At 50.9% G+C, this 24,487-nt stretch carries 25 protein-coding genes and 1 pseudogene; 15 read left to right on the top strand and 11 right to left on the bottom strand.

The genetic code is table 11. The features are described 5' to 3' along the window. Positions 1-10 precede the first annotated feature (10 nt). From mnmE to O1724_RS00190, 8 genes are all read left to right on the top strand, one after another. Positions 11-1,375, top strand: coding sequence for a tRNA uridine-5-carboxymethylaminomethyl(34) synthesis GTPase MnmE (gene mnmE, locus O1724_RS00225; RefSeq protein ID WP_479983911.1), 1,365 nt, complete (start codon positions 11-13; stop codon positions 1,373-1,375). 320 nt (positions 1,376-1,695) lie between these two features. Further along, positions 1,696-2,922 (top strand): tyrosine-type recombinase/integrase, encoded by a 1,227-nt coding sequence (locus tag O1724_RS00220; protein ID WP_126297382.1) that lies wholly within the window; start codon positions 1,696-1,698, stop codon positions 2,920-2,922. Between the two features lie 341 nt (positions 2,923-3,263). Continuing rightward, positions 3,264-3,569 (top strand): hypothetical protein, encoded by a 306-nt coding sequence (locus O1724_RS00215; protein ID WP_032433711.1) that lies wholly within the window; start codon positions 3,264-3,266, stop codon positions 3,567-3,569. Between the two features lie 77 nt (positions 3,570-3,646). Beyond that, positions 3,647-4,663, top strand: coding sequence for a M48 family metalloprotease (locus tag O1724_RS00210; RefSeq protein WP_227505731.1), 1,017 nt, complete (start codon positions 3,647-3,649; stop codon positions 4,661-4,663). Continuing rightward, complete coding sequence (gene dcd, locus O1724_RS00205; RefSeq protein WP_077255460.1) at positions 4,660-5,292, top strand: dCTP deaminase; 633 nt, start codon at positions 4,660-4,662, stop codon at positions 5,290-5,292. The genes O1724_RS00210 and dcd overlap by 4 nt, the downstream gene beginning before the upstream one ends. A gap of 875 nt (positions 5,293-6,167) precedes the next feature. Then, the gene (locus O1724_RS00200) at positions 6,168-7,043 is read left to right on the top strand and encodes an integrase domain-containing protein (RefSeq protein ID WP_032433712.1); all 876 of its coding nucleotides are present in this window, start codon (positions 6,168-6,170) and stop codon (positions 7,041-7,043) included. Continuing rightward, complete coding sequence (locus O1724_RS00195; protein WP_048269624.1) at positions 7,040-8,023, top strand: primase-helicase zinc-binding domain-containing protein; 984 nt, start codon at positions 7,040-7,042, stop codon at positions 8,021-8,023. Before O1724_RS00200 ends, O1724_RS00195 begins: the two co-directional genes overlap by 4 nt. A 3-nt stretch (positions 8,024-8,026) precedes the next feature. Then, entirely contained in the window at positions 8,027-9,070 is a 1,044-nt protein-coding gene (locus O1724_RS00190; protein ID WP_126297383.1) for a helicase RepA family protein, read from the top strand. 15 nt (positions 9,071-9,085) lie between these two features. Here the strand turns inward: O1724_RS00190 and O1724_RS00185 are convergent, their stop codons facing one another. The 5 genes and pseudogenes from O1724_RS00185 to O1724_RS00165 all read right to left on the bottom strand — a co-directional run. Beyond that, a complete protein-coding gene (locus tag O1724_RS00185; RefSeq protein ID WP_032433717.1) occupies positions 9,086-9,694 on the bottom strand; it encodes a hypothetical protein in 609 nt (202 codons plus the stop codon). Position 9,695: 1 nt separating this feature from the next. Continuing rightward, the gene (locus O1724_RS00180) at positions 9,696-10,634 is read right to left on the bottom strand and encodes an MvdC/MvdD family ATP grasp protein (protein ID WP_126297384.1); all 939 of its coding nucleotides are present in this window, start codon (positions 10,632-10,634) and stop codon (positions 9,696-9,698) included. Then, positions 10,631-10,846 carry a hypothetical protein gene (locus O1724_RS00175; RefSeq protein WP_126297385.1) on the bottom strand — a complete coding sequence of 72 codons (216 nt, stop codon included), beginning with the start codon at positions 10,844-10,846 and terminating at the stop codon, positions 10,631-10,633. Before O1724_RS00175 ends, O1724_RS00180 begins: the two co-directional genes overlap by 4 nt. A gap of 296 nt (positions 10,847-11,142) precedes the next feature. Next, complete coding sequence (locus O1724_RS00170; protein WP_015959185.1) at positions 11,143-11,346, bottom strand: hypothetical protein; 204 nt, start codon at positions 11,344-11,346, stop codon at positions 11,143-11,145. A gap of 83 nt (positions 11,347-11,429) precedes the next feature. Continuing rightward, positions 11,430-11,549 (bottom strand): annotated as a pseudogene (locus O1724_RS00165) (ash family protein); the annotation flags it as partial. Between the two features lie 270 nt (positions 11,550-11,819). On the opposite strand from O1724_RS00165, the gene O1724_RS00160 reads away from it, so the two are divergent. The 5 genes from O1724_RS00160 to O1724_RS00140 all read left to right on the top strand — a co-directional run bounded on the left by O1724_RS00160 (position 11,820) and on the right by O1724_RS00140 (position 16,049). Further along, the gene (locus O1724_RS00160) at positions 11,820-12,227 is read left to right on the top strand and encodes a GNAT family N-acetyltransferase (protein WP_058679272.1); all 408 of its coding nucleotides are present in this window, start codon (positions 11,820-11,822) and stop codon (positions 12,225-12,227) included. Between the two features lie 234 nt (positions 12,228-12,461). Next, positions 12,462-13,637, top strand: coding sequence for an MFS transporter (locus O1724_RS00155; protein WP_047055140.1), 1,176 nt, complete (start codon positions 12,462-12,464; stop codon positions 13,635-13,637). After that, positions 13,606-14,577 (top strand): HTH-type transcriptional regulator YidZ, encoded by a 972-nt coding sequence (gene yidZ, locus O1724_RS00150; protein WP_048209827.1) that lies wholly within the window; start codon positions 13,606-13,608, stop codon positions 14,575-14,577. Before O1724_RS00155 ends, yidZ begins: the two co-directional genes overlap by 32 nt. A gap of 122 nt (positions 14,578-14,699) precedes the next feature. After that, positions 14,700-15,446, top strand: coding sequence for a 4'-phosphopantetheinyl transferase family protein (locus O1724_RS00145; protein ID WP_003861145.1), 747 nt, complete (start codon positions 14,700-14,702; stop codon positions 15,444-15,446). A gap of 36 nt (positions 15,447-15,482) precedes the next feature. Continuing rightward, positions 15,483-16,049, top strand: coding sequence for an NADPH-dependent FMN reductase (locus tag O1724_RS00140; RefSeq protein ID WP_003861147.1), 567 nt, complete (start codon positions 15,483-15,485; stop codon positions 16,047-16,049). An 86-nt stretch (positions 16,050-16,135) separates the two neighbouring features. Here O1724_RS00140 and adeP read toward each other — a convergent pair whose 3' ends face one another. Further along, on the bottom strand, positions 16,136-17,473 hold the full coding sequence (adeP, locus tag O1724_RS00135; RefSeq protein WP_003861149.1) for an adenine permease AdeP: 1,338 nt from the start codon (positions 17,471-17,473) through the stop codon (positions 16,136-16,138). 165 nt (positions 17,474-17,638) lie between these two features. Here adeP and yieH point away from each other — a divergent pair, with 165 nt between their 5' ends. Both yieH and O1724_RS00125 read left to right on the top strand, forming a co-directional pair. Continuing rightward, positions 17,639-18,304 (top strand): 6-phosphogluconate phosphatase, encoded by a 666-nt coding sequence (gene yieH / locus O1724_RS00130; RefSeq protein WP_003861151.1) that lies wholly within the window; start codon positions 17,639-17,641, stop codon positions 18,302-18,304. 234 nt (positions 18,305-18,538) lie between these two features. Then, the gene (locus O1724_RS00125; RefSeq protein WP_227661289.1) at positions 18,539-19,630 is read left to right on the top strand and encodes an IS4 family transposase; all 1,092 of its coding nucleotides are present in this window, start codon (positions 18,539-18,541) and stop codon (positions 19,628-19,630) included. A 56-nt stretch (positions 19,631-19,686) separates the two neighbouring features. On the opposite strand, the gene phoU is transcribed toward O1724_RS00125, so the two are convergent. The 5 genes from phoU to pstS form a co-directional block, all read right to left on the bottom strand. Further along, positions 19,687-20,412, bottom strand: coding sequence for a phosphate signaling complex protein PhoU (gene phoU / locus O1724_RS00120; RefSeq protein WP_003861153.1), 726 nt, complete (start codon positions 20,410-20,412; stop codon positions 19,687-19,689). Positions 20,413-20,438: 26 nt separating this feature from the next. After that, positions 20,439-21,212 (bottom strand): phosphate ABC transporter ATP-binding protein PstB, encoded by a 774-nt coding sequence (gene pstB, locus O1724_RS00115; RefSeq protein ID WP_003861154.1) that lies wholly within the window; start codon positions 21,210-21,212, stop codon positions 20,439-20,441. 47 nt (positions 21,213-21,259) lie between these two features. Beyond that, positions 21,260-22,150 carry a phosphate ABC transporter permease PstA gene (gene pstA / locus O1724_RS00110; RefSeq protein WP_003861156.1) on the bottom strand — a complete coding sequence of 297 codons (891 nt, stop codon included), beginning with the start codon at positions 22,148-22,150 and terminating at the stop codon, positions 21,260-21,262. Continuing rightward, on the bottom strand, positions 22,150-23,109 hold the full coding sequence (pstC, locus tag O1724_RS00105; RefSeq protein ID WP_003861158.1) for a phosphate ABC transporter permease PstC: 960 nt from the start codon (positions 23,107-23,109) through the stop codon (positions 22,150-22,152). The genes pstA and pstC overlap by 1 nt, the downstream gene beginning before the upstream one ends. Before the next feature lie 127 nt (positions 23,110-23,236). Then, positions 23,237-24,277 (bottom strand): phosphate ABC transporter substrate-binding protein PstS, encoded by a 1,041-nt coding sequence (gene pstS / locus O1724_RS00100; protein WP_022652104.1) that lies wholly within the window; start codon positions 24,275-24,277, stop codon positions 23,237-23,239. Positions 24,278-24,487: the final 210 nt, after the last annotated feature.

Below are 24,487 nucleotides of genomic sequence, written 5' to 3'. Positions count from 1 at the left end.
GAGAGCAACCATGAGCCATAACGACACTATCGTCGCCCAGGCAACCCCACCGGGACGCGGTGGTGTAGGCATTCTGCGTATCTCCGGCCTGAAGGCGCGTGAGGTGGCCGAAGCGGTGCTGGGTAAACTGCCAAAGCCGCGCTACGCTGATTATCTGCCGTTTAAAGATGCTGACGGCACACCGCTGGACCAGGGCATCGCGCTGTGGTTCCCCGGCCCAAACTCCTTTACCGGCGAAGATGTGCTGGAACTTCAGGGCCACGGCGGCCCGGTGATCCTCGACCTGCTGTTAAAACGTATTCTGACCCTGCCTGGCCTGCGCATTGCGAAGCCGGGTGAGTTCTCCGAGCGTGCTTTCCTCAACGATAAGCTCGACCTGGCGCAGGCCGAGGCGATTGCTGATCTGATCGACGCCAGCTCCGAACAGGCGGCCCGCTCCGCGCTGAACTCGTTGCAGGGCGCGTTTTCCGCACGCGTGAATCACCTTGTGGAAGCACTTACTCACCTGCGAATCTATGTCGAAGCGGCTATCGACTTCCCGGACGAGGAGATCGACTTCCTCTCAGACGGTAAAATTGAAGCTCAGCTCAACCAGGTGATGAACGATCTCGATGCCGTCCGCGCCGAAGCGCGCCAGGGCAGCCTGCTGCGTGAAGGCATGAAGGTGGTCATTGCCGGACGCCCCAACGCCGGGAAATCGAGCCTGCTGAACGCCCTGGCGGGCCGTGAAGCGGCGATCGTCACCGACATAGCCGGCACCACCCGCGACGTGCTGCGCGAGCATATCCACATCGACGGAATGCCGCTGCACATCATCGACACCGCTGGCCTGCGCGATGCGAGCGATGAAGTCGAGCGTATCGGTATCGAACGCGCCTGGCAGGAGATCGAGCAGGCCGACCGCGTGCTGTTTATGGTGGACGGCACCACAACCGACGCCGTTGACCCGGCTGAAATCTGGCCAGACTTTATCGCCCGTCTCCCGGCTAAACTGCCGATCACCGTGGTGCGCAATAAGGCCGACGTGACCGGCGAAACGCTGGGCATCAGCGATGTGAATGGTCACTCACTTATTCGCCTGTCGGCCCGTACCGGTGAAGGCGTGGAAGCCCTGCGTAGCCATCTCAAACAGAGCATTGGGTTCGACACCAGCATGGAGGGTGGCTTCCTGGCGCGTCGTCGTCACTTGCAGGCGCTGGAAGAGGCGGCTCGCCACCTTGAGCAGGGTAAAGCCCAGCTGATCGGCGCGTGGGCCGGTGAACTGCTGGCGGAAGAGCTGCGTCTGGCGCAACAGAACCTGAGCGAGATCACCGGGGAGTTTACGTCGGACGATCTGCTTGGACGAATTTTCTCGAGCTTCTGCATTGGTAAGTAAGTTTTAGTCCATCCTCGTCCGTGAACGTTCACTAACCCGCATTAACTGCCTGTTAATGCGGGTTTTTACTTTCCATACTCGTCCATAGTCGTGCGGGTTCATCCGCGATTTTTGTGTCCTGAATTGTGCCCATCTTTAAATCCCTCACGTGTCATTGTTTATTTTTTGAGCTAAAAATCACATCAAATGGACACAAAAAACGGTATAAAAAACGTTCAAATCTGCCTTCTCATGGACACAGTGAAAAAGAAGGCGTTAATAATCCAATATTAAACAATCTATTAGAAAGGATGCTCATGGACACACTGTAGAGGTGAGATATGGCACTTTCAGATACCAAACTACGCACACTTGCCCCCAGAAACCGCCCCTGGCAACTTGCCGATCATGACGGACTGGTGATTGAAGTTCTTCCCACCGGACGAAAAGTCTGGCGTTTCCGCTACCGCTTTGACAACAAATCGCAAAAGATCACGCTGGGCGAATACCCTGCTTTCTCACTTGCAGAAGCGCGGCTTTGGCGTGAAAAGTGCCGCTCAATGGTGGCCCATGGCATCAATCCCGCGCAGAAAAAGCAGGAAGAAAAGCTTAAACAGAAAGACCCAACGACAGTCAAAACATTCGCCAAACGCTGGCTGACCGATATCGTTGAAAAAAGTAACCGCGATCCGCGCAACATCACTCGCGTTATCGAGAAGGACATCATTCCCATCCTCGGGAAGCTGGAACTCGAAGAACTCACAACTGCCCACATTCAGGTCGTGCTCGACCGCATCAAGCAACGAGGTTCCGATCACGTCGCGCTACTGACGCGAAACGTGCTTAAACGCATGCTGGCCTATGCGATTTCCAGGGGAATCATATTCAACAACCCGGCAGCCGCTATCGAGGCCCGTTATATCGCACAAGCAACAAGCCGCGATGTGGCGCTAACCGCAGAAGAGATCGGCATCCTGCTACGGGGGATCTACACCTCTAATATGAACCGACGCCACAAGCTGGCTTTGCACCTGCTGATCATCTGCATGGTGCGTAAATCGGAGATGATTGAAGCGACATGGAGTGAAGTTAACTTCAATGCGCTGGAATGGCATATACCCGGCGAAAGAATGAAGATGGATAACCCGCATATTGTTCCGCTGTCAAAGCAGGCGCTGGCGATGTTCGAAGAGCTAAAATTTCTGGCCGGAGATTCCCCTTACGTCTTCCCCAGCCGAAACGACCACCGACGCCCGATCTCCAAAACAACGCTTAACTGCGCGGTGCGTACGTTGGATCTGAACGTCAGGGATTTTGTTATTCATGACTTCCGGCGTACTGCCAGCACATTGCTCCATGAGCAAGGCTACAACTCAGACTGGGTGGAGAAATGCCTGGCGCATAAGATCGGCGGCGTTCGCGGTGTCTACAATCGTGCGGAATACCTGAATCAGCGCCGGGAGATGCTTCAGTCCTGGGCGGACTTTGTTGATGCGCAGATTGAGGAGGGGCGGAAGGTGGTTATCGGGAAGTTTGGGAAGGCTTATGAAACTAAAACAGTTTTTTGATTAATTCCAAAACGGAATAAAGTTTAAATGCAATCCCAAACAAGTGACTACTATTGTTAGGACTTTACATGATCTCTATCCTGTATCCCTCAATAAAGCACCGCAGCAACTTGATTATGGATTAAGCTTGACATACACTCCGTATAGAAAAAGGTCAAGTTAAAGACACAAAAGCTCTGTTAAAACAGAGCTTTTGTGTCTTTAACTCATAACGAAAACACCATATATAGTGTCATAAAACAACTTTAGATACTATATATATTAAAACAAACTAAAACCCGCCTACGCAGTAACATCGTTACAACTAGAGAAGGCGGTTACAGATAAGGAAAGGGGGAGTTATGCTCTATGCGGTTCCTCAGCAAACTTCTGATTCTTTGAAGCTCATAAAAACGGTGCTTCAACTTATAGCTTCTCAGCAAGAAGTTTCACAGCAGCTAAAATCAAGGGTTTATGAAGTAATTAGAGAAGCTTCAACTTTGACTGTAGATAGAGGTGATCAGCTACAGATTCCTAATCATAGAGAATCCATCTCGCTAGCAGTTGAAATACAACATACTCAGGCTCTCGCCCAGGTGCTAACCAGAGTAACTAGCGAAGATATGTTAGAACCAACAATGGCCCGAAATGTATTAGAGCACATTTAATGCTAGCATTCACACAGCTTATATTAGTTCGGAATAAACTAAGGGAGATATCAGAATCTCCCTACTTTTCTAAAGATATGCATAAGTATCTTTCTGTTCTTCAAGAAGCAGTAGATAAGTTATATGAAAAACATGGGACAATTGCTGATGAAATAATTACAGAATGTACTTTTTTCATCACTAATGCAGTTAACTTTTTCACTGGTAGCACCACAAAAAAAATACCCTATGAGATTGTTTATTGCTTAAATGACGCCTGTAAAAAGTGGATAAGTGAAGAAACACTTATTACTACAGCCCTATCGCCAGATATGCATGGATTTTATTTCAGATCTGTAAGCAAACAATCATATGATTTACTTGAACAGACTTTAGGTATTAGTTTCGAAGCCGAATTAATTCAGATTTCATTACCTGAAATGTACAGAAGACGACCGCTATGCTCTACACCTTTATATCACGAACTAGGTCATTTTGTTGATTTTAGTAAAGGTATTTCTGAACTGGCTATTCTCAACTATCGTTCAGTTAATCAAGGTACACTCCCGATCCCGAAGGGACCCCAGGGAATTGTTGAATGGGCTACATTACCTGATATTATTTGGCTGAATCATTGTAAAGAATTCTTTGCAGATCTTTTCAGTGCACAATTCGTTGGAAAAAGTGGGGTGGAGTTCTTATACAAATTAGCAGGTTCTCATCCTGCAAGTGACACTCATCCATCAACAGAAAACCGAATTAAAATTGTAAACGATTTTTTAAACAATGTTAAAAACCCAGTTGTTGATATGTTTAATGCGGTAATTTCAGCCTTACATAAACAAGGGAAGATTATTTCCCCCAGCTTAACATTACCTTTAAATTTACTTGATGTAAAAACTACTTTTGATAATGTACGTCCCTTTGTAATTAATAACCACAATGAAATGCATGCATTTATTAATAGTAGCTGGCAGTATTTATGTACCGAATGGGAAAATCCGACAGGCATATGGAAGGGATTATCAAAAGAATCCATAGAAAAAACCATAAATGATTTGGTTGAAAAATCAATTCGAAACGTAATGATACTTGAGAAATGGAGTGCGCAGTGAATCTCCTAAGCAAAGCTGAATTGATGCAATATTATGAATCAGCAGAACCTGAATCATTGTTCATTGAACCTCTTCTAAATATAAACCAAATTGGTAACTTCACTATAGATCTTAGACTTGGCTACGATTTTTTAGTATCCATCATGACCAGGAAACCTTCAATAGAATTATTTCCTTCTAAAAACCATGAAATTCATCAACCAATCAGAACATTTTTTCAAGAAACAAGACGAGATCTTGGAGATAGGTTCATTGTTTATCCACACCAAGTAGTTTTAGCAACAACATTAGAATATGTTAGCTTACCCCCAAATTGCTATGCTGATGTATTATCACGAAGTAGTTATACAAGGCTTGGCCTTTCATTAAATACCATGATACAACCAGGATATAGAGGCTGTATATCTTTAGAGTTATTTAATCATGGCAATACCCCTGTTGAACTTATTGTCGGTTCTCGCATATGCCAGATTCGTATATTCCAAAACGAAACTGGTGGTGAATATATAAGCAATGAATCTCAAAGAAAATATTTCGGTAATGTTAGACCGACTGTCTCAGCAGCAGAAAGTGATAATGAATTAACTATACTTGAACAAATTCGAGAAAATGAAATCGCTAAAAAATAAAAACATCAACAGATAACCTCTTTTTATATCAAAAAAACCATCACACTGTGGCTTTTAAGTAGTGATGGTTAATAAATATTATCCAAAAATATAATAAAGTCGCGTATTTTACATAAAACCCCAACTTTGAATTTTTTCGTATATAGTTTTCTTACTATAAAGCTTCTACTTATTTACCACCAAATCTCATTTTTTGTCTATCAATACAGCGTAAGAACAAATTATTCAAATCCTACAAACAATTTCCCCCAGCTTTCTCCCTCCCCACGCTCTACCCTATCCCCAACTCATAGCAGTACCCCTAAAAGCTTCCTGTTCTAAGACGAACTGCGACCTGTAAGAAGCGCCTTTGGCGGTCAGCCCCCCGGTCAACCAGGGAACGAAGCGTGGTCTGAAACTGACCTCCTGTCTCGATACAGGTGACCACACCGTTTATCGCTACCCTGTTGCAAGCGTAGCGACAGACAGAACGCTGTAGTGAAGTCGGACGGCATTGCCGAAGGCTTTGCGTCCGTACTTCCTGCTGAATGTGCAAAACGCGGCGTCACTTTTAAGAGCGTAAGCGAGTGAAAGTGACGCCAGCGCGCAGATCAGCTTCAACCCAGCTACTGCCTGCAATTCCACTGCAACAAACAGGCTGACACTCAAACAGATGTCAGAAATTCACTTACCAGGAGGAGAAACCAGCACTACCGAACCGATACCGGAGGACAGGTTATTTTACCTGTGGGGATATACCTGCCTGAGCAGGCGGCTGCATTCGTGCATCACCGTACCCCGTCATACCTCATCCGCGCATTCTCCGGCGCACCGGTATCGTTCAGCACAGCACGCTGTGCCCAACCGCGCGTCGGAGAATTGAGTGGAGAGCAGCTATGTCGAAACTTACAAAACGCATGGAAAAACTCGCCCTGCTGGCTGGCGGCAGTTTTAAAACAGTCCATGATCGCCTCCGTATCGCCGGGCGTTTAAGCCAGCATCTGCACAAGCTGAATATCCAGATTCAGGATCTCCAGCATCTGAAATCGTCACATATTGAAAGCTACGTGATGGCACGACGGGAAGCAGGAATTACGCCACGCACGCTACAAAACGAGATGGCTGCCCTGCGCACCATCCTTGCTCAGTCTGGACGTCAAAAATTTGCCCAATCGGAGCGCATCAGCAATAAAGCGCTCGGGCTGGGTAACGCCAGCCGGGCAGGAACGCATCTGCCATTAACCTCAGAACGCTGGTTGTCGGCGCTGTCTGCTTTTCATGAAAAGGATGAAGGGCTGGCTCTGACGCTGGAGCTTGCCAGAGCAATGGGTTTGCGTTCACAGGAAGCGGTGCAGTGTTGTCAGTCTCTGAAGACATGGGCCGCTGCGTTAGAGCGTGGAGAAAATCGATTGCAGGTGGTTTTTGGCACCAAAGGATCACGTTCCCGTCAGACGGTGGTGCTCGAACCTGAAAGGCTACGCAGCATCCTGAACCAAGCTATCCCCCTGATGACACAACGCGGGGGACGTTTGCTCAATAAACCCGATCTGCGCGCCGCAATGAATTACTGGCGTGCCAGCGCAGTTCGCGCAGGGCTGACTGGCCCCTATGCACCACACAGTCTGCGCTATTCATGGGCGCAGGAGGCGATGGCGCACTACCAGGGACTGGGGCTGAGTATAAAGGAAGCCAGGGCGATGGTTGCGATGGATCTTGGTCATGGCGATGGTCGAGGGCGCTACATCCAGCAAGTGTATGGGAGGCAATCATGAGCTATTACGTTTCTGCCGTCTCCGATCGGGCACGCAATAACTGGCCGAAAATATTTGAAAAACTTGGCATTTTCATTCCACCAAATCATCGGCATGGCCCGTGTCCCTGTTGTGGGGGTAAGGATCGCTTCAGGATGGATGATCTGGAGGGGCGCGGCACATGGTTCTGCAATCAGTGCGGCGCAGGTGACGGACTGGATCTGGTTTCCCGCTTCTTCGGTTGCGCACTGGTTGCGGCCGCCGGAATGGTGCAGGACATGGATCCTGTACCGCTGGTTCCGCCAGCCAGGGAAAAATCACAGGCTTTGAATATGGAATCGCGTATTAAGACACTACTTCGCCATTGTGAATCCGGAGAAGCGCCGTATCTGACAACGCGAGGCTGGCGACGAGCCCAGTGGCTTCTGACTGAACGTAGTAGCCGGACAATCTGCGGCGTGCATTTCGGGGCGGGTACGCTGGTATTGCCAATTCGAAATACAGGCGCGCAGCTGACAGGTGCGCAGTTCATTCATCCTGGAGGGAAAAAGTACCTGCTGCCCGGTAGCCATCTGAAGGATTGTTTTTGCCCGGTACATCAGGCGAGCCGCAACGGTAGACCGGAACCCTGGGCACCGGACAGCAAACCACCGGAAGGCATCATCATTACCGAAGGATATGCAACCGCACTTGCGGTCTCATGCTTTCATCATTTTCCAGTCGTTGCTGCCCTGTCGGCGCACAACCTGAAAAATGTGGCCATCTCTTTCCGGGCGCAGTGGCCTGAATGCCACCTTATCCTGGCTGGCGATAATGATTGCAGTCAGGAAAAAAATACCGGGTTGCTGAATGCAACCGCCGCTGCCGAGGTTGTGAAGGGCTGTGTGGTTCTCCCTGCAGACACCACATTGAGCGACTGGGATGAATTTTACCGTCACTACGGTGAATCCATTTCCCGGATTGTGTTCAACCAGCAGCTTCCTGCAAATCTCAGGTCGTAAGCCATGACAGCATCAGACCGTACTCTCACCACCTCCCTTCCGCTGCGCAGGGGCTCAGAAGGGTTTAACACGAGTCAGGATTATCTGGTTAAAGGACTCATTCCCGCCGGGGCGCTGTGCAGTATTTACGGCCCCGGCGGCTCTTTTAAATCCTTTCTGGCGGTATCGCTGGCGTGCCATATTGCCAGCGGTACGTCATGGGGCGGAAGGCGAGTCAATCAAGGGGCTGTGCTGTTTATCGCCGGAGAAGGAGGAACCGGTGTATCACGACGGATCCGCGCCTGGGAACTCAGCGTTAATGACGAAATGGCGCTCGATAACCTGTTTCGCGTCGACTGCCCGATCTTTCCAGCCGCTCCGGGAAGCATCGAGCAGGTGATCCTGGCGGCAAAGGACATTCAGAACATGACCGGAATGCCGGTACGGCTGATTATCCTCGATACGCTGGCCCGCTGTTTTGGTAACTCAGATGAAAACACCGCGCGGGATATGGGCGCATTTATCCAAGGTTGCGACGCCATTCGGTATCATACGCGCGCAGCGATGATGATCGTTCATCACTCGGGTAAGGATCAGGAGCGAGGCGCTCGCGGTTCAAGTGCTTTTCAGGCTGCTCTGGATGCCGAGTTTAACGTCAGGCGTGAGGGACGTCGCAACGCTATCACCCTGAGTTGTGCAAAGATGAAAGATGCGGAGATGCCGGAGGTCACCGCCTACGATCTTGAGGAAGTCGTTATCTATACCGATAGTGATGGCGAACCAGTGACCTCGCTGGTACTGAACGACGAGCCCCGGCAACCAGACGATGACTTACTGAGTAGTGGCATACCACCCGGCGTTCCTCATATCACCCGCAACCATACGGCGTTATGGCGCTGTATTAACCAACGCATCAGCCAGAATAAGCCTTGTACCCGCGCGCTCTTGCGCGAAGATCTACGGGCTAAGGGAATTAACGTCGAGAAGAAATTTTCGCGCTGGCTGGAGAAGCTAATTCGCGAAGGATTGATATTTGTAAATGGTGAGGAAATTAAACTCAATCACTAGAATTTTAATAACTATTCATAGACAGTAAGATGTCAACGGTTCAAATCGTAAGTGACTCACAAAAAAACTGGTAGCCAATATAAATAAACACAAAATAAGAGCAAAGAGGATTAGTAAAAACCCATTTCGCAAACTCATATAAGAAAGCTCATTCCTTATATGCCGTATTATATTAACCTTTTCCTGACCAATAATAGCCTTAATTAAAGATTCTCTATTTTTGTTGATCTCAAAATACGTTCCATACCCAAATTTTGGTAGAGTTTTTAATGAACCTAATGAGATAAGACCTCCACACAGCATATAAAAAGAAGAAAGAAAAAACACAAACGATATATATGGACTTAATTGACTTTCAGGAAGAAATTTAACAACCCCACTGGCACCGGCACTTATAATACTTAATGATATACTTAATGCCAATGTAAATTTAAAAGTCTTATCATCTATCTCCTTGGCTCTATTATGCTCGCTCTCAAGTCTCTCGACTATTTTTTCATCCGATAATCCTGAGTAAAACTCAAAGTTTGAAAAGGTGATATCATACACACTAACTGTTTTTTTGTTGGCAATATAGTAAAAATAAAGAAATGGGAAAACTTCCTCAATAATTCTAGAAAACATTTTAATTAGCCTCAGATAATTTCTTTGCAATATCGTAATCAATTTCTCTTTTATCATTAGAAAGCCATCCCCACTCGCCAGTTGGATTTATTTCAATAAATATATATTCGTCTTTTGTTTTGATAAAATCAATAGCACCATAATTCAACCCAAGTAACTTAACATACTCTATGCAAAGTTTTTTAATTCTAACAGGAAGTTCAATGTCGACATATTCAAGATCTTCTTTTTTTAAGGTTCTCCAATCATCAGAGATAGCATTACCATTAGATTTTATTGCAACGGCATATACTTTGGAGCCAACAATAGTAACTCTAATATCTAACTTATCCTCAATATATTCTTGAAACGTTATCGGTGCTTGTTTGGTTTTGTCTAAAGTAAAGTCCGCAGGATTAGCTTTCGATGTGTATGTAAAATAGCAATCATCATTTTCTTTAAGTAAAACGGTATCCATCGACTTTATAATAAACTTCGTTGAAGGGAGTTTCTCAAAACCAAGAGAATTACTAATAATCGTTTGAGGTACACAAAACCCTATCTTTTTTGCAATCATTAGCTGATATGGCTTAGATTCAGCAGCATATGTTGCTTGCGGCCAATTCATCCAATACGCCTTATCAAAAACCATTAATCCCCTAAGAAAAGCATTCCATTGTGATAATGAAAGCTGCTCATTTATATCAATGCTACGCCCTGGAGTATTTCTTAGAAAAACTGGTTGTCGAAACCAAACTGATTTTACATTAGATGTTTCTACATCAACATATTCACCTTTCACCCTTAGGATTGTATTTATGGGATCTAAAAAAATCTCATAATCACTTAATTGCTCTTTGTTTAGCCTAATAAAATTATCGCTATTATTTTCCAGTCGCTGAACAACCAAATCCGTGGAAAAATCATACATACTTGATAGAATCAATACATAATTTTTCATTCTCCTTTTTGATCCTCTCCAGTTTCAACATCACACTTCTTGGTAGCCCTAGTTCCATATTCTGAATTATATGACACTAAAGGTTCTCCATTTCTAATCCAATAACCCTTTGCTTTATTATAAACTGCACCTTCTGGCATTTCAGGTTTATTAGAAAAAGGCCTTTTCGTAGAAAACTGTATTAGTACATGCTCTTGTTTCATCATAATCATTTATATAAACAGTTATTAACCAATTGATAGTAAAATACTATTTATTAGTTTTCAATTAAAACATACAACACTTACTAGCCAGAGCAAATTTGAGAACCAGATTTATAATATAGCCTAATAAAATCAATAGATTATAGTAGCCTTAGATTGCACAACGCATCCCCCACTTTCTTTTTACTTAGTAGACAATAAATGGGGGAACTTGAAGGATTCAGATAACGAATGTATCGCTGGATTCCGAATTGTACCAAAACACACCACAACATCTGTCCCTGATGCTGTGGTCGCTGTAAAAATTATTGAGGTAATTTCTCATCCCTAAGCCGTCTGATCTCATCCTCTTCAAAAGCATCCCTTAACAGTTGTAGCTGGTCGGCAAGGATGAGAAGCAACGCATAATTCGGGCCGATATCGTCAGGATGCTCGAGCATCACATGCACCAGGACTCGCGAGCGATCGACCAGTTCTCTGGCTGAGGGTTGTTCTACGGTGATTTTCATAGATACCTCCGGCGGAGGCTGGTGCAATGGGAAATTCAGGGACAGGACACATACGCAGCGCTCCGCTTCGTGATAAGCAGGTTAACGCCACCACCGGAGACGCCAGGCTCACTGGTGGTGACCCAGACAGGGTTGGCGTACCGGTTATCACGACCCGGCGCTTCTTTCGAAGCCCCTGCCTGAGCCACCATTGAAGGGGCGAGCGCAGGCCGCGCCAGTAGCACTGCAAACATCGCTACCGACACTCGTGATAATTCGGAACGCCAATTCCGGTTGCGGTTTTGCCGCAACGTGGGGACTATAGCGCAAGTCAGTACGCAAAACTATGCTTATCGCCTCATAACAGAGGGCTTATGCGTGCCGCATAAAATCTTATATTCAGTTATTAAGAAGGCGAGATTCATTGGCAAAAGCTATTGCCACTACAGAGTCAGCCTGCTAACTATGTTGATTGTTTGCTAATGGTGATGGTCATGACTACCGAATATACCGTTGTTGAATCTGTTCCCTCTGCCGAAGCTTTTTGTCGTTTACGAAGTATATCGGGGTTGTCAGCACGGCCGCTTGAGGCTGCCAGGGTGGGTTTGCCGAGAAGCTGTTATGGCGTACACATTCTCTGGCAAGGAGTGCCTGTCGGCATGGGGCGTATCGTTGGCGATGGTGCATTAAACTTCGAGATAGTCGATATAGCCGTCGACCCCGCCCATCAGGGGCGTGGACTTGGCCGAATCATTATGGAAAACATTATTCGCTGGCTGGACAGCAACGCTTATAAAGGCGCTTATGTCTCTCTGGTGGCTGATGTACCGGAACTCTACGCGAAGTTCGGTTTTGAGTTAGTCCGCCCGGAAAGCGAAGGAATGGCGAGAGTCTGGGGGTAATGTTGTCATCTGGATCAGCAAACATCCCGCTTTTGTGTCCTTGAATGTGCCCATAGCCATGTTTTCAAGGCAACGTATTGCTAATAGATTAACGAGTTAGCACGATTTTCCAGCTTCTGCATTGTCCCGTTAATACAGGGTGATTTCCTCCAGGGAAATCACCATTGTCCAAATGGCAACTCGCCTAATCCCCTTTCACCCCCTATCCTGCATGCCTGCATCTATGGGGGGTTTATGGCGCGTTTTCTGTTTTGTAGTTTCGCATTAGTTCTGCTTTATCCGTCCGGCATTGATATGTATCTGGTGGGGCTACCGCATATTGCCCGCGATCTGGGTGCCAGCGAGGCGCAACTGCACATCGCGTTTTCGGCCTACCTCGCGGGAATGGCGTCGTCGATGGTATTTGCCGGGAAAATCGCGGATAAAGCAGGTCGCCAGCCCGTCGCGATTACGGGTGCAGTTATCTTTGCGCTGGCATCAGTACTCTGTTCAGTGGCTCAGGAAAGCACAATGTTCCTGTCAGGACGTTTTATCCAGGGCATTGGCGCAGGCGGCTGTTACGTGGTGGCCTTTGCCATTCTGCGCGATACCTTGAGCGCCCAGCGCCGCGCCAAGGTGCTGTCGATGCTTAACGGCATTACCTGCATCATCCCGGTGCTGGCACCGGTTGTAGGCTACCTGATTATGCTTAAATTTCCGTGGCAGAGTCTTTTCTGGACCATGGCAGCCATGGGCGCCATCGTCTTTATCCTGTCCGTGACGGTGCTGAAAGAGACCCATCCCGGTTCGCAACAGCCATATCACACCGCAACCCTCCATCCGGCTGAAAAGCTGGTGAATCGCTTTTTCCTGAGTCGGCTGGCAATCACCACGCTTAGCGTGGCGGTGATCCTCACCTATGTAAACGTTTCCCCGGTGTTGCTGATGGAGACGATGGGCTTCGATCGCGGTGAGTATTCGTCGGTGATGGCGCTAACCGCGATGGTGAGCATGGCGGTTTCATTCTCAACGCCCTTTGCGCTCAACATCTTCCGCCAGCGCACGCTGATGCTCACCTCACAGACGCTGTTTCTCGCCGCAGGCGTGATCCTGGCGACCGCCACCTCACACGCTGTAATGCTGGTGGGCATTACTCTGATCTGCGCCGGATTCTCCGTCGGCTTTGGTGTGGCGATGAGTCAGGCGCTTGGCCCCTTCTCGCTGCGGGCTGGCGTGGCCAGCTCGGTGCTGGGCATTGCGCAGGTCTGCGGTTCTTCGCTATGGATTTGGCTGGCGGCGGTGATCGGCCTTAACGCGCTGAATATGCTGATCGGGGTTCTGATTGGCTGTAGCATACTCTGCATTACCTTACTTATGGTCATCCAGCCCGCGGCGCACTATGAAGAAGCCCATCAGCAGTCTCGATCTTAATCTTTTACTTTGCCTGCAACTTTTGTTGCAGGAGCGCAGCGTCACCAAAGCCGCGAAGCGGATGAACGTGACGCCGTCCGCGGTGAGTAAATCGCTGGCGAAGCTGCGCGACTGGTTCGACGATCCGCTGTTTGTGAAAACGCCTTTAGGGCTACTGCCCACGCCGCTGACGGTGAGTCTGGAAAAGGATTTGGCCGACTGGATGCAGATTGGCAACCAGATCCTCGATAAATTCCACCATAGCTCTCCAGGCGGGCTTAAGTTTGTGCTCGCCGCCGAAACACCGCTGATGCTGATCCGCTTTAATACCCTGCTGGAGCAGGTGAACGAGCGCTACCCACAGGCGACGGTGAAGCTGCGGCAATGGGATTACGATTCGCTGGACGCCATTACGCGCGGAGAAGTGGATCTGGGCTTCACCGGGCGTGAAACGCACCCTCGCTCGCGCGAACTGCTAAAGCTGATGCCGTGGTTTATCGACTACGAAATCCTGTTCAGTGACCGTCCGTGCGTGTATTTGCGCGAGGATCATCCCGCGCTCCAGGAAGCGTGGGATCTGGAGACGTTTCTGCGCTACCCGCATATCAGCATCTTCTGGGAACGCAGTGACACCTGGGCGCTCGACGAGGTGCTAAGGGAGATGGGCCGGGAGCGTAACATCGCCATGAGTTTGCCCGGTTTTGAACAGTCGATGTTTATGGCGGCCCAGCCGGATCACAACTACATAGCCACTGCGCCGCACTACTGCCATCACTACAACCAACTCCACCAGCGTAATCTGGTCTGTCTGCCCATTCCCATCGATGAGGCGCAGGCAGAAAAGCTCACCGTACCCTTCACGCTGATCTGGCATAAACGGAACAGCCATAATCCGAAAATCCTCTGGCTGCGTGAGACGATTAAAGCGCTGTATACCGCACCAGATCAGGTTTTTGCCTAAGATAATGTAAAGTTCGGTGCTCAGGCTTCTCTTATTTCCATTTACTGATTAAAACAGAAGCTAAGTTAAGCGATAATCATGTAACCGTTTAACCGACTACGACCATTATCAAGGAGCGAAAAATGGCTACGCACTTTGCACGAGGAACATTAACGGAAGGGCATCTCGTATCGGCCAGACTTTCTTCAGCCTGTCACAGTGAGGCGCTCAAACTACCTGAACACCGCAGGACGCGGTTTTTAGCTTCCAGAGCGCTCCTCGCAGAACTGCTTTTTATGCTTTACGGCACTAGCGAACTACCGGACATACTCACCCAGCCAGAAGGTCGCCCGGTTTTTGCGGACCCGGCACTCCCCCATTTTTCCATTGCGTACACCGGCAACATTGTTGGCGTCGCGCTGACGACTGAAGGTGATTGTGGCCTGGATATGGAGCTGCAACGCGTCACGCGTAGCTTCCATGGTGCTAACGCGCTCGATGAATACCCGCTCTCCAGCAATGAAAAGCTGTGGATACGTAACCAGAACGACCCTGTTGAAGCCAGAGCGCAGCTCATCACCCTTCGCCAGAGCATCCGCAAACTGAACGGCGCGGCGTCAGACGACGCCAGCCTGTTGCAGCTGCTCCCCGGCTCCGGACGCCTGCGCGCGACAAAAGCCTCGCTGGTAGAGGCGCTCAGCGACGCTGAGGACGTACTGATCTGGTCCGTTGCGGTGAGCCCCGCCATCGAACGGCTGAAAATCTGGGAATTTGACAGTATTCGCGGTTGGCGTAGTCTTCCGGATGTCCCTGAGCGCGCCAACGAGCCCGCCGCGCGCCTGATGCGATTAACCAGTTTACCGGCAGAAAAAGCATACACCCATAGCTGATCCGTCCAGGGTCATCATGATGAAACAGGAGTAATCATGTCTGATACGTTGAAAGTTGTTACGTTACTGGGAAGCCTGCGCAAAGGTTCTTTTAACGGGATGGTTGCCCGTACGCTGCCGCAGCTGGCGCCTGCGGGAATGGAGATCAGTGCCCTGCCGTCCATTGGCGACATCCCGCTTTATGATGCTGACGTTCAGCAGGAAGAAGGGTTCCCGCAAAGCGTGGAAGCGATAGCCGAGCAGATCCGTCAGGCTGACGGCGTGGTGATTGTGACGCCTGAGTATAACTACTCGGTGCCGGGTGGTCTGAAGAACGCCATTGACTGGCTGTCCCGTTTACCGGAGCAGCCGCTGTCTGGTAAACCTGTGCTGATCCAGACCAGCTCAATGGGCGCCATTGGCGGCGCGCGCTGCCAGTATCACCTGCGTCAGATCCTGGTGTTCCTGGATGCGATGGTGATGAACAAGCCGGAATTTATGGGCGGCGTGATTCAGAACAAGGTCGACCCGCAGACGGGTGAAGTGGTGGATCAGAGTACGCGTGACCATCTCTCTGGCCAGCTGACCGCGTTTGGGGATTATATTAAGCGGGTGAAGGCGTAAGCCTTCGCCCTAACCCTCTCCCACAGGGAGAGGGAACTTTGCCCGTAGGTCAGGTAAGCGAAGCGCCACCTGACACCACCAGCATCTTAGTGTGAATCAATAAACACAATCTTCAGCACAAACAGCAGCGCAACAATAATCACGCACGGGCTGAGTTCGCGGAAGCGGCCGGTACCGATCTTCATCACGCAGTAAGAGATAAAGCCCAGCGCGATACCTTCGGTGATCGAGAAGCTGAACGGCATCATCACCGCGGTAATAAACGCCGGAACGGCTTCCGTCAAATCTTCCCACTTCACGCGCGCCAGGCTTGAGGTCATCAGCACGCCGACGTAAATCAGCGCGCCAGCTGCCGCGTATGGTGGCACCATCCCCGCCAGCGGAGAGAGGAAGATCACTAGCAGGAACAGCAGACCCACAACTACCGCCGTCAGGCCAGTACGACCGCCCACGGACACACCGGAAGAGGATTCAATGTAAGCGGTAACAGACGAGGTGCCGATGAAAGAGCCAGCGACGGACGAGATGCTATCCACATACAGCGCCTGCTTCATGCGCGGGAATTTGCCTTTTTCATCCGCCAGACCCGCTTTGTCGGTCACGCCAATCAGCGTACCGGAGGAGTCAAACAGGTTGACCAGCATGAAGGAGAAAATCACCCCGGCCAGACCCAGGTTCAGCGAGCCCGCCAGATCAACGTGGCCAATCACGGTAGAGACGCTTGGTGGCGCAGAGACGATACCGTTGTAATGTACGTCACCCAGCATCCAGCCCAGCAGCGTGGTCACAATGATAGAGACCAGCACCGCAGCATGGATGTTGCGCGACGCCAGGATCGCGATGATAAAGAAGCCCAGCACGCCCAGCAGCACGCTGTGAGAGGTCAGGTTACCAATGCTCACCAGCGTTTCCGGGTTCGCCACGATAACGCCAGCGTTTTTCAGCCCCATCATGCCGATAAACAGACCGATACCGCTGGTGATACCCACGCGCAGGCTCACGGGAATGTTCGCAATCATCCAGTAGCGCACGCGGAAGATGGTCAGCAGCAGCAGGCCGACCGCGCCCCAGAAAATAGCGCCCATCCCGACCTGCCACGGCAGGCCCATCGCCTGAACCACCACGAACGCAAAGAACGCATTCAGACCCATTGCCGGGGCCAGCGCCACGGGCAGATTAGCGAAAACGCCCATCAGGATGCTGCCAAGCGCCGCGATCAGACAGGTGGTCACGAAGACGGCGCTGGTGTCCATGCCAGCCACGCCCAGAATTTGCGGGTTAACGAAAACGATATAGACCATCGTCAGGAAGGTAGTAAAACCGGCGATCACTTCGGTGCGTGCCGTTGTGCCGTGCTCGCGCAGTTTGAACACGCGCTCAAGCAGCCCCTGACCAGACGTCTGGGTAGTGTGTTGTTGACTCATCATCAATTTCCGAACAAGGAGGGAAAATTCGTCGCTATCCTATACCAAAATGCGACAATAGTGGCGGTTACGGGATACTTTTTTCATTGATTTTGCTTATACGGCAACGATTGCGTCCCGGTGAACTGCCGTACGAAAACGTTAAACTTGTTAAAAGGGAAAGGCATGTCCGGAATTGAAGCGGTATTTTTCGACTGTGACGGTACGCTGGTCGACAGTGAGGTCATTTGTTCCCGCGCGTATGTCGCCATGTTCCAGGAATTTGGTATTACGCTCGATCTCGAAGAGGTGTTTAAACGCTTTAAGGGCGTGAAGCTGTACGAGATCATCGACATCATTAACGAAGAGCACGGGGTGGATCTGGCGAAAGCGGATCTGGAACCGGTGTACCGCGCCGAGGTCGCACGCCTCTTCGACGCCGAGCTGGAAGTTATCGCTGGCGCTAACACGCTGCTGGATGCGATGACGGTGCCGATCTGCGTGGTCTCTAACGGCCCGGTCAGCAAAATGCAGCACTCGCTCGGCAAGCTGAACATGTTGCACCACTTCCCGGAAAAACTGTTCAGTGGCTACGATATCCAGCGCTGGAAGCCGGATCCGGCATTGATGTTCCACGCGGCGAAGGCGATGAACGTCAACGTGGAGAACTGCATCCTGGTGGATGACTCGTCTGCGGGCGCGCAGTCGGGGATTGATGCGGGGATGGAGGTGTTTTACTTCTGCGCCGATCCGCACAACAAGCCGATCGATCATCCAAAAGTGACGACCTTTACCGATCTGGCGCAACTGCCAGCGTTGTGGAAGGCGCGCGGGTGGGATATTACTCGCTGAGTTTTCCCCTCACCCCGGCCCTCTCCCACAGGGAGAGGGAGAAAACCGAATGGTCCCCTCTCCCTGTGGGCTGAGGGTTCCCCAGAAAAATGAAAAGCACGATGAAGTGTGATCTACTGGTTGCGCTAACAAATCAGAAGAGACCTCATCGTGCCTTTACAGACAGTCTGCCAGAAATTTTTCTCCGCGTCTTTACCGGACATTCACAGCTTTCGGGTTAATGTCCTTGTTTCCATGGCTGTTGCCCTCACCCACGGCGCCAGACTGACCCTGACCAGCCTGGGACGAACCCTGCCCGGCAGGGCGCACGTCAAAAATAAAATTAAACGGGTTGACCGTGCCCTGGGCAATACCGCTCTCCAGCGTGATATTCCCCGTATTCAGCACCACCTCACACATGCCATCACCTCCGTGATGCCCTTCTGTGTTATCGCTGTCGACTGGACAGGCTGGCATGACAGGAACTGGCATCTTCTGCGGGCAAGCCTGCTCTGTAATGGTCGTTCACTTCCTCTTATGAGTGAGGTGGTTCCCGCAGAGCTGGCGCAGAACAGCGATGTACAGTGTCGCTTCCTTGACCGCCTCCATGATGCCATCCCGAAAGATAAAGCCGTCACCGTCATTACGGATGCCGGCTTCAGAACAGACTGGTTCCGGCATGTCAGCCAGCTGGGCTGGAGCTTTACCGGCAGGGTCAGGGGCTGCATCAGCTTCCGGCTGGACGGAGAAAAAAAGTGGATGAAAATCAGCGAGCTTGAGGCCTCCGGGCAACCGGTCTGCGTGGGGCACGGTGTCCTGTCCCGTAAACCACGTACGCCCTGTTACGGACGGTTTTATCTGCACAGGCGCCCGGAAGCAGGGCGTCATGGAAAGGGCGGAATGCCAAAAACACAGCGGGAACACCGCAGCAGCGCACGGGAGCCGTGGCTGCTGTTCAGTAATGCAGAAGGTCTGGAGCCACACCAGATAATGGCGCTGTACAGCCGCAGAATGCAGATAGAACAAAACTTCCGGGACGACAAGAGTCCACGCTTCGGGTTCGGTCTGAGGCTGAGCCGGAGCCAGGGAAAAGGACGACTGGAAGTACTGAATATGGTGGCGGCGATGGCAAGTCTGGTGATGTGGCTGGCAGGCTACAGGGCCGAAAGACAGTGCTTACACAGGCACTATCAGGCAAGCAGCGTCAGGCATAAACGGGTTCTGTCCTACCTGAGTCTGGCAGAAGAAGTGATCCGGCATGAGCCTGATAAAGTAAGGCGACTGAATATAGGTAACGAGATGAAAAAGCTGGGAAAAGAGTACAGTAATATGGTCATGGTGGCATGACCATATTACTGGGGATCCCTCAGCCCTGTGGGAGAGGGTTAGGGTGAGGGTAAAAATCACTCTTTCGGATCTTTGCCCGCCAGCAGCTTGTCCAGCTCGTCGCCGCCCACGTGTCGGAAATCCTGCCCCTTCACGAAGTAGAAGATGTATTCGCAAATGTTCTGGCAGCGGTCACCGATACGCTCGATTGAGCGCGCGCAGAACAGCGCGGTGAGTACGCTTGGAATGGTACGGGAATCTTCCATCATGTAGGTCATCAGCTGACGCACTATGCCTTCGTATTCCTGGTCAACTTTCTTGTCTTCACGGTAGATACGGACCGCTTCGTCCAGATCCATGCGCGCGAAAGCGTCCAGCACGTCGTGCAGCATCTGCACGGTGTGGCGACCGAGAGACTCCAGACTCACCAGCAGCGGCTGGTGCTGCTGGGAGAATTTCTCCAGCGCGGTGCGGCAGATTTTATCCGCCACGTCACCGATACGCTCCAGCTCGGCGATGGTTTTGATGATCGCCATCACCAGACGCAGGTCGCTCGCCGTCGGCTGACGCTTCGCAATGATGCGCACGCAGGCTTCGTCGATGGCGACTTCCATCATATTGACGTTGTGGTCGCCTTCAATAACGCGCTTCGCCAGCTCGCTGTCCTGGTTGTGCATCGCCGTGATCGCATCAGAAAGCTGCTGCTCGACCATGCCGCCCATGGTCATCACCTGGGTGCGAATGCTTTCCAGCTCTGCGTTAAACTGGCCGGAAATGTGTTTATTAAGATTGAGGTTGTCCATGGTTTCTCCACATGCACTAAGGCAAATCAACCGTAGCGGCCAGTAATATAATCTTCGGTTTGTTTCTTCGCCGGACGGGTGAACAGCGCATCCGTATCGCTGAACTCAATCAACTCGCCCAGGTACATAAACGCCGTGTGGTCAGAACAACGTGCAGCCTGCTGCATGTTGTGGGTCACGATCACCACGGTGTAATCCTGCTTCAGCTCGGTGATCAGCTCTTCGATACGCCCGGTTGAGATCGGGTCCAGGGCTGAGCACGGCTCATCCAGCAGCAAGACTTCCGGGCGAATGGCGATACCGCGCGCAATGCACAGACGCTGCTGCTGACCACCGGAGAGAGAGTACCCGCTCTGGTGAAGTTTATCTTTGGTTTCGTTCCATAATGCGGCCTTGGTCAATGCCCACTGCACGCGCTCGTCCATATCCGCACGGGAGAGCTTCTCAAACAGACGCACACCAAAGGCGATGTTGTCATAGATCGACATCGGGAACGGCGTGGGTTTCTGGAATACCATCCCCACTTTCGCACGCAGCAGGGCGATATCCTGGGTATTGGTCAGGATGTTGTCACCGTCCAGCAGAATTTCACCTTCTGCGCGCTGCTCCGGATAGAGCGAATACATTTTGTTAAAGGTGCGCAGCAGCGTGGATTTACCACAGCCGGACGGACCGATGAATGCCGTTACCTGGTTCTTCGCGATATCCAGATTGATATTCTTCAGGGCATGGAATTTGCCGTAGTAGAAGTTCAAATCACGAACCTGAATCTTACCCGGGGCAGTATCAACCATACTCATTGACTCATTTCCTCATTCGGCGCCGCGAGCTGCCGCGCCGTAAAAATTTAACCGTGTTTCTTCTTCGCGAAAATGACGCGCGCCAGAATGTTCAGCAACAGTACGCAAAGGGTGATGATCAGCACCCCGGCCCAGGCCAGCTGCTGCCATTCCGCGAATGGGCTCATCGCAAATTTAAAGATCGTCACCGGCAGGTTGGCGATCGGCTGCATCATGTCCGTGCTCCAGAACTGGTTGGAGAGGGCGGTAAACAGCAGCGGTGCGGTTTCACCGGCGATACGGGCGATAGCCAGCAGGATACCGGTCATGATCCCCGAGACGGACGCTTTCAGGGTGATCGCCGAAATCATTTTCCATTTCGGCGTGCCCAGCGCGTAAGCCGCTTCACGCAGGCTGTCCGGCACCAGTTTCAGCATGTTTTCAGTAGTACGAATAACGATAGGCACCTGCAACAGCGCCAGCGCAATCACACCCGCCCAGCCGGAGAAGTGTTCCATTTGCGCCACCACGATGGTGTAAACAAACAGACCCACGACAATCGACGGGGCAGAAAGCAGAATGTCGTTAATAAAGCGGATGACTTCAGCGATCCAGGACTTGCGCCCATACTCCGCCAGATAGATACCCGCCATGATGCCCAACGGTGTACCGAAAACGGTCGCCCACAGGATCAGCAGGCCGCTACCCGCCAGGGCGTTTGCCAGACCACCGCCCGCCGTGTTCGGCGGCGGCGTCATTTCCGTGAACAGCGCCAGGGACATTCCATCGATGCCGCGGGTGATGGTTGACATCAGGATCCAGATCAGCCAGAACAGGCCGAACGCCATCGTGGCCATGGAAAGCGTCAGCGCAATGCGGTTTTTAATCCGGCGCTTTGACTGCATTTTGCGACGGGATTCCGCAAGCTGAGCGGTATTTTGCATATCGAGAGTTGCCATTAGCGTGCCCCCTCGTTTTTAGCCAGACGCATAATCATCAGCTTGGAGATAGCCAGCACAATAAAGGTGATAACAAACAGGATCAGGCCCAGTTCCATCAGCGCCGCGACGTGCAGCCCGGATTCCGCTTCGGCAAATTCGTTCGCCAGCGCAGAAGTAATACTGTTCCCCGGCATATAGAGCGAAGCGCTATCGAGCTGGTAGGTGTTGCCGATGATAAAGGTGACCGCCATGGTTTCACCGAGCGCGCGACCTAAGCCCAGCATAATGCCGCCAATCACCCCATTTTTGGTGAACGGAAGGACGATGCGCCAGATAACTTCCCAGGTGGTGCAGCCGATGCCGTAGGCGGACTCTTTCATCATCACCGGGGTTTGTTCGAAGACATCGCGCATGACCGCCGCAATGTACGGAATAATCATGATGGCGAGGATCACACCCGCCGCCAGAATGCCGATACCGAATGCCGGGCCGGAGAACAGCGCCCCCACAAACGGAACGGCAGAAAGCACGTTACCGACCGGCTCCTGGAAGTACGTTGCAAACAGCGGAGCAAAAATAAACAGGCCCCACATGCCGTAAACGATACTTGGGATGGCCGCCAGCAGTTCAATGGCGATACCCAGCGGACGCCGCAGCCAGCCTGGCGCCAGTTCCGTCAGGAACAAGGCAATACCGAAGCTCACCGGAACCGCAATTAGCAGGGCGATAAAAGAGGTCACCAGCGTGCCGTAAATCGGCACCAGCGCACCGTAAATATCGTTCGGCGCATCCCACTCTTTGGTCCACAGGAAGGCGAAACCAAATTTTTGAATGCTCGGCCAGGAGGAGAAAATCAGGGACACGATAATGCCGCCCAGCAGCAATAGCACAATCAGCGCAGCCAGTTTCACCAGCGCGCTGAAAATCATGTCACCTTTTTTACCCGGAGGGTTAAATGCAGGCTTGGTTGCAGCCATAAATTACTCTTCTTTATGAGACGTCTTACGAATATGCCCGGTGGCGCTGACGCTTACCGGGCCTACAGAGTAAACCGTAGGGCGGGATCGCTGCGCGCCACCCGCCATCTTCGTTAAAAATATCCTGTTAGTACAGCGCTTTACCGCTGCTGTCTTTCACGTTGGTTTTCCATGCAGCACGAATCTGCTCAACCACGCTGTCTGGCAGGCTGGCGTAATCCAGGTCATTAGCCTGTTTGCCGCCGTTTTTGTATGCCCAGTCGAAGAACTTCAGCACTTCTGCGCCCTGCTCTGGTTTCTTCTGCTCTTTGTGAACCAGAATGAAGGTGGTAGAGGTGATTGGCCACGCGTCTTCACCTTTCTGGTTAGTCAGGTCCTGAGCGAAGGATTTGCTCCAGTCAGCGCCTTTGGCGGCGTTGGCGAAGTTCTCTTCGGTCGGGCTAACCGGTTTGCCGTCGGCAGAAACCAGTTTGGTGTAGGCCAGATTGTTCTGCTTAGCGTAGGCGTACTCTACGTAGCCGATAGAGCCAGGCAGACGCTGTACGAAGGCTGCGATACCGTCGTTGCCTTTACCGCCCAGACCGGTTGGCCAGTTAACGGTAGAGCCGGAACCGACTTTAGATTTCCACTCTTCGTTCACTTTCGCCAGATAGCTGGTGAACACGAAAGAGGTGCCAGAGCCGTCAGCACGACGAACCACCGCGATATTCTGCGAAGGCAGCTTAACGCCCGGGTTCAGCTTAGTGATGGCTTCGTCATCCCATTTTTTGATTTTGCCCAGGTAGATGTCACCCAGGGTTTTGCCGTCCAGCACCAGCTCGCCTGATTTCAGGCCAGGGATGTTAACAGCCAGCACAACGCCGCCGATCACGGTCGGGAACTGGAACAGGCCTTCCTGATTCAGTTTCTCATCAGACAGCGGAGCGTCGGATGCGCCGAAATCAACGGTATTCGCGGTAATTTGTTTTACGCCACCGGAGGAGCCGATACCCTGATAGTTGACCTTGTTACCGGTCTCTTTCTGGTAGGTATCCGCCCATTTGGCATACACCGGCGCAGGGAAGGTTGCACCAGCGCCAGTCAGGCTTGCTGCTGCGAAGGCAGAGAAAGCGCTCATCGATAAGGTCGCGGCGACAACAGTTGCGACAGTGGTACGCATAACTTTCATAATGTCTCCTGCAAGGATTTCGTAAATCATTGTTTAAGTGGCTACGATGAGCAAAATAGGACAAACAGGTGACAGATAAATGTACGAAATATGACAGTTTTATGACAATCAAGGCGTTGGATATAAGTCATTGAAAATGATAATTATATATTCAACCCCCTGCCATAAAATTGTCACAATAAGCATGTTTAGTCTGGTTCAAAAAGCGTA

The sequence above is a fragment of the Enterobacter cloacae complex sp. HYC074_NIDB genome, from assembly GCF_056673345.1.
This window is presented reverse-complemented; position numbering and strand designations above follow the sequence as displayed.

Excerpts from the sequence above, each read along its gene's own strand:
- O1724_RS00170 (WP_015959185.1), bottom strand. The coding sequence starts at position 11,346 with ATGAAAATCACCGTAGAACAACCCTCAGCCAGAGAACTGGTCGATCGC.
- yidZ (WP_048209827.1), top strand. The coding sequence starts at position 13,606 with ATGAAGAAGCCCATCAGCAGTCTCGATCTTAATCTTTTACTTTGCCTG.
- phoU (WP_003861153.1), bottom strand. The coding sequence starts at position 20,412 with ATGGACAACCTCAATCTTAATAAACACATTTCCGGCCAGTTTAACGCA.
- adeP (WP_003861149.1), bottom strand. The coding sequence starts at position 17,473 with ATGAGTCAACAACACACTACCCAGACGTCTGGTCAGGGGCTGCTTGAG.
- O1724_RS00210 (WP_227505731.1), top strand. The coding sequence starts at position 3,647 with ATGCATAAGTATCTTTCTGTTCTTCAAGAAGCAGTAGATAAGTTATAT.
- O1724_RS00185 (WP_032433717.1), bottom strand. The coding sequence starts at position 9,694 with ATGTTTTCTAGAATTATTGAGGAAGTTTTCCCATTTCTTTATTTTTAC.
- O1724_RS00125 (WP_227661289.1), top strand. The coding sequence starts at position 18,539 with ATGGCTGTTGCCCTCACCCACGGCGCCAGACTGACCCTGACCAGCCTG.
- O1724_RS00155 (WP_047055140.1), top strand. The coding sequence starts at position 12,462 with ATGGCGCGTTTTCTGTTTTGTAGTTTCGCATTAGTTCTGCTTTATCCG.
- O1724_RS00195 (WP_048269624.1), top strand. The coding sequence starts at position 7,040 with ATGAGCTATTACGTTTCTGCCGTCTCCGATCGGGCACGCAATAACTGG.
- O1724_RS00145 (WP_003861145.1), top strand. The coding sequence starts at position 14,700 with ATGGCTACGCACTTTGCACGAGGAACATTAACGGAAGGGCATCTCGTA.
- O1724_RS00175 (WP_126297385.1), bottom strand. The coding sequence starts at position 10,846 with ATGATTATGATGAAACAAGAGCATGTACTAATACAGTTTTCTACGAAA.
- pstS (WP_022652104.1), bottom strand. The coding sequence starts at position 24,277 with ATGAAAGTTATGCGTACCACTGTCGCAACTGTTGTCGCCGCGACCTTA.
- O1724_RS00160 (WP_058679272.1), top strand. The coding sequence starts at position 11,820 with ATGACTACCGAATATACCGTTGTTGAATCTGTTCCCTCTGCCGAAGCT.
- pstC (WP_003861158.1), bottom strand. The coding sequence starts at position 23,109 with ATGGCTGCAACCAAGCCTGCATTTAACCCTCCGGGTAAAAAAGGTGAC.
- mnmE (WP_479983911.1), top strand. The coding sequence starts at position 11 with ATGAGCCATAACGACACTATCGTCGCCCAGGCAACCCCACCGGGACGC.
- yieH (WP_003861151.1), top strand. The coding sequence starts at position 17,639 with ATGTCCGGAATTGAAGCGGTATTTTTCGACTGTGACGGTACGCTGGTC.
- O1724_RS00220 (WP_126297382.1), top strand. The coding sequence starts at position 1,696 with ATGGCACTTTCAGATACCAAACTACGCACACTTGCCCCCAGAAACCGC.
- O1724_RS00215 (WP_032433711.1), top strand. The coding sequence starts at position 3,264 with ATGCTCTATGCGGTTCCTCAGCAAACTTCTGATTCTTTGAAGCTCATA.
- O1724_RS00180 (WP_126297384.1), bottom strand. The coding sequence starts at position 10,634 with ATGAAAAATTATGTATTGATTCTATCAAGTATGTATGATTTTTCCACG.
- pstA (WP_003861156.1), bottom strand. The coding sequence starts at position 22,150 with ATGGCAACTCTCGATATGCAAAATACCGCTCAGCTTGCGGAATCCCGT.
- O1724_RS00200 (WP_032433712.1), top strand. The coding sequence starts at position 6,168 with ATGTCGAAACTTACAAAACGCATGGAAAAACTCGCCCTGCTGGCTGGC.
- pstB (WP_003861154.1), bottom strand. The coding sequence starts at position 21,212 with ATGAGTATGGTTGATACTGCCCCGGGTAAGATTCAGGTTCGTGATTTG.
- O1724_RS00140 (WP_003861147.1), top strand. The coding sequence starts at position 15,483 with ATGTCTGATACGTTGAAAGTTGTTACGTTACTGGGAAGCCTGCGCAAA.
- O1724_RS00190 (WP_126297383.1), top strand. The coding sequence starts at position 8,027 with ATGACAGCATCAGACCGTACTCTCACCACCTCCCTTCCGCTGCGCAGG.